The sequence below is a fragment of the Rhizobacter sp. P3_B12 genome (assembly GCF_056402895.1).
In genome coordinates, this window is the sequence record NZ_JBFUGN010000688.1 from 1 (window position 1) to 3,348 (window position 3,348).

A 3,348-nucleotide genomic window follows, 5' to 3' on the forward strand; every position below is an offset into this window, starting at 1 on the left:
GGGCGAGATCCGCTACGCGCGCACGCTCGACCTGTCGGCCAGCCGCGGCCGCATCATCGACCGCAACGGCATGATCCTCGCGTCCAGCGTGCCGGCCCCGTCGCTGTGGGTGATCCCGAAGGAGTTCGAGGCCGACAAGAAGCAGCGCGCCCAGCTCGCGAAGCTGCTCGGCTACACGCCGGCCGAACTCGCCGGCAAGCTCGACGACAGCCCGAACTTCGTCTGGCTGCGCCGCCAGGTCGACGAGCAGGTCGCGAAGGACGCGCTCGGCCTCGGCGTCAAGGGCCTGTTCCAGGTGCGCGAGTTCAAGCGCAAGTACCCCGAGGGCGAGGCCGCGGCGCATGTCGTCGGCTTCACCAACGTCGAGGAGAACGGCCAGGAAGGCATCGAGCTCGCGTTCCAGAAGGAGCTGCAGGGCCGCAACGGCACGCGCCGCGTCGTGAAGGACCGGCTCGGCCGCGTCGTCGAGGACATCGGCGAGAGCGTCGCGCCGGTCGACGGCCGCGACATCGAGCTGTCGATCGATTCGAAGGTGCAGTTCTACGCCTACCAGCGCATCCGCGACGCGGTCAACGAGAACAAGGCCAAGGCCGGCAGCGTCGTCGTGCTCGACGCGCAGACCGGCGAGGTGCTGGCGCTGTCGAACTTCCCGAGCTACGCGCCGGGCGACCGCAAGAACCTCTCCGGCGCGCAGCTGCGCAACCGCGCGCTGACCGACACCTTCGAGCCCGGCTCGACGATGAAGCCGTTCATCGCCGCCTGGGCGCTCGAGACCGGCCGCGTGACGCCCGACACCGTGCTGCAGACCTCCCCCGGCCGCCTGAACTTCGCCGGCTCGGTGATCACCGATTCGCATGCTCACGGCGACCTGACGGTGTCGCAGACGATCCAGAAATCGAGCAACGTCGGCGCGGTGCGCATGGCGATGCAGTTCCAGCCGCGCGAGATGTGGGAGCTGTACTCGCAGGTCGGCTTCGGCCAGAAACCGCAGATCGGCTTCCCCGGCGCGGTGACCGGCCGGCTGCGCCCGTACAAGTCGTGGCGGCCGATCGAGCAGGCGACGATGAGCTACGGCTACGGGCTGTCGGCCTCGCTGTTCCAGATCGCGCGCGCCTACACGGTGTTCGCGCACGACGGCGAGCTGATCCCGGTGTCGCTGGTGAAGAACCGGCAGGTGGATACGCCCACGCCGGCCGGCATCCGCGTGATCTCGCCGAAGGTCGCGAAGCAGGTGCGCGAGATGATGCACCTCGTCACGCTCGAAGGCGGCACCGCCCCGAAGGCGCAGGTGCCCGGCTACTCGGTGGGCGGCAAGTCAGGCACCGCGTACAAGCAGGAAGGCAAGGGCTACGCGGAGAAGAAGTACCGCTCGTGGTTCGTCGGCCTGGCGCCGATCAGCAAGCCGCGCATCATCGTCGCGGTGATGGTCGACGAGCCCAGCAACGGCAAGTATTTCGGCGGCGACGTGGCCGCACCGGTGTTCAGTGAAGTCGTTCAACAGACCTTGCGCTCGATGGGGGAACCCCCCGACATCGAGGTGCGGCCGCAGATCGTGACTCACGCGCTGCAGGCCGAGGAAGAGAGTTTCTGATGAGCCAGGCACCCACCCTCATCCATCACGCGAGCGTCGAGTCGGCGCTCGCGTGGCTGCTTGCGCGCGGCGTGCGCGGGCTCGCGACCGACAGCCGCCGCGTGCGGCCGGGCGACGCCTTCATCGCGTGGCCGGGCTATGGCGTCGATGCACGGCAGTTCGTGCCGCAGGCGCTGGCCGCCGGCGCGGTGGCCTGCCTGGTCGAGGCCGACGGCTCCACCGCGTTCGAGCTCGATCCGCAGACGGTCTCGGCGCTGCCCGACCTGAAGGCCGCCACCGGCGAACTGGCCGGCGGCTTCTTCGGCGAACCGAGCACGCGCCTGCGCATCGTCGCGAGCACCGGCACCAACGGCAAGACCTCGACCGCCTGGTGGACGGCGCAGGCGCTGAGCCTGCTCGGTGCGCGCTGCGGCGTGATCGGCACGCTGGGCGTCGGCGAGCCGCCGACGAGTGCGGTGCCCGATGCGCAGGTGGTGTCCACCGGCCTCACGACGCCCGACCCGGTGACGCTGCAGCTCGCGTTCCGGCAGTTCGCGGACGAGGGCTTCCAGGCCTGCGCGATCGAGGCCTCGTCGATCGGTGTCGTCGAGCAGCGGCTGGCCGGCACGCATGTCGAGGTCGCGCTGTTCACGAACTTCACGCGCGACCACCTCGACTACCACGGCACGATGGACGCTTACTGGGCCGCCAAGCGCCAGCTGTTCTCGTGGCCGGGGCTGCGCGCCGCGGTGCTGAACGTCGATGACGAGCAGGGCGCCTCGCTGGTCGGCGAGCTGGCCGGCGGCGGACTCGACCTGTGGACCTACAGCGCGCGCGACGTGGCCCGGCTGCGTGCGCAGGACATCCACTACGCCGACGGCGGCCTCACGTTCACGCTGCGCGAGGGCGACGAGGCCGTCGACGTGCACAGCCGGTTGATCGGCGACTACAACGTGTCGAACCTGCTGGCCGTGATCGGCGGGCTGCGGGCGATGGGCCTCGCGCTGGCCGACATCGTCGCGGTGGTGCCCGAGCTGAGCGCGGTGCCCGGGCGCATGGAGCGCGTCGACGCCGAACCGACCCAGCCGGTGGTGGTGGTCGACTACGCGCACACGCCGGATGCGCTCGAGAAGGCGTTGTACGCGCTGCGCCCGTTCGCCCGCGAACGCGGCGGCCTGCTGTGGGTGGTGTTCGGCTGCGGCGGCAACCGCGATGCGACCAAGCGCCCGCTGATGGGCGGCATCGCCGAGCGGCTCGCCGACCGCATCGTCGTCACCAGCGACAACCCGCGCAACGAGGCGCCGGATCAGATCCTGCGCGAGATCGTCGAGGGCATGGCCAGTTCGCTGAACGCGACGGTGCTCGAAGACCGCCGCGTGGCGATCGCGCACGCGCTGCACCACGCCGGCGGGCGCGACGTGGTGCTGATCGCCGGCAAGGGCCACGAGGCCGAGCAGGAGATCGCCGGCGTCAAGCACCCGTTCTCCGACGTGCTGGAGGCGCAGGCGATGCTGGCGGTGCTCGATCCGGAGCCGGCGCCGTCCGCGCCTGCACCACTCTCGTCGCTCGACGACGGGAGCGCGCCATGATGATGACGCTCGCGCAAGCCCACGCGCTGCTGCCCGGCTCGACGCTGGTCGGCGACGGCGCGCTGCCGATCGCGCGCGTGCATTCCGACACCCGCACGCTGCAGCCGGGCGACCTGTTCGTCGCGCTGCGCGGCGAGCGCTTCGATGCGCACGACTTCCTCGCGCAGGCGCGGGCCGCCGGCGCGGTCG

Annotated in this window: 3 protein-coding genes; all 3 read left to right on the forward strand. The window is 70.9% G+C overall.

Annotation, left to right across the window (positions count from 1 at the left end):
* The coding region (locus AC1D01_RS26205) for a peptidoglycan D,D-transpeptidase FtsI family protein (protein WP_477871580.1) at positions 1-1,591 on the forward strand (1,591 nt) is incomplete at its 5' end.
* On the forward strand, positions 1,591-3,159 hold the full coding sequence (locus AC1D01_RS26210; protein ID WP_477871582.1) for a UDP-N-acetylmuramoyl-L-alanyl-D-glutamate--2,6-diaminopimelate ligase: 1,569 nt from the start codon (positions 1,591-1,593) through the stop codon (positions 3,157-3,159). The genes AC1D01_RS26205 and AC1D01_RS26210, both read left to right, overlap by 1 nt.
* Positions 3,156-3,348 (forward strand): Mur ligase domain-containing protein (locus tag AC1D01_RS26215; RefSeq protein ID WP_477871584.1); only part of this gene is annotated, 193 nt, incomplete at its 3' end. The genes AC1D01_RS26210 and AC1D01_RS26215, both read left to right, overlap by 4 nt.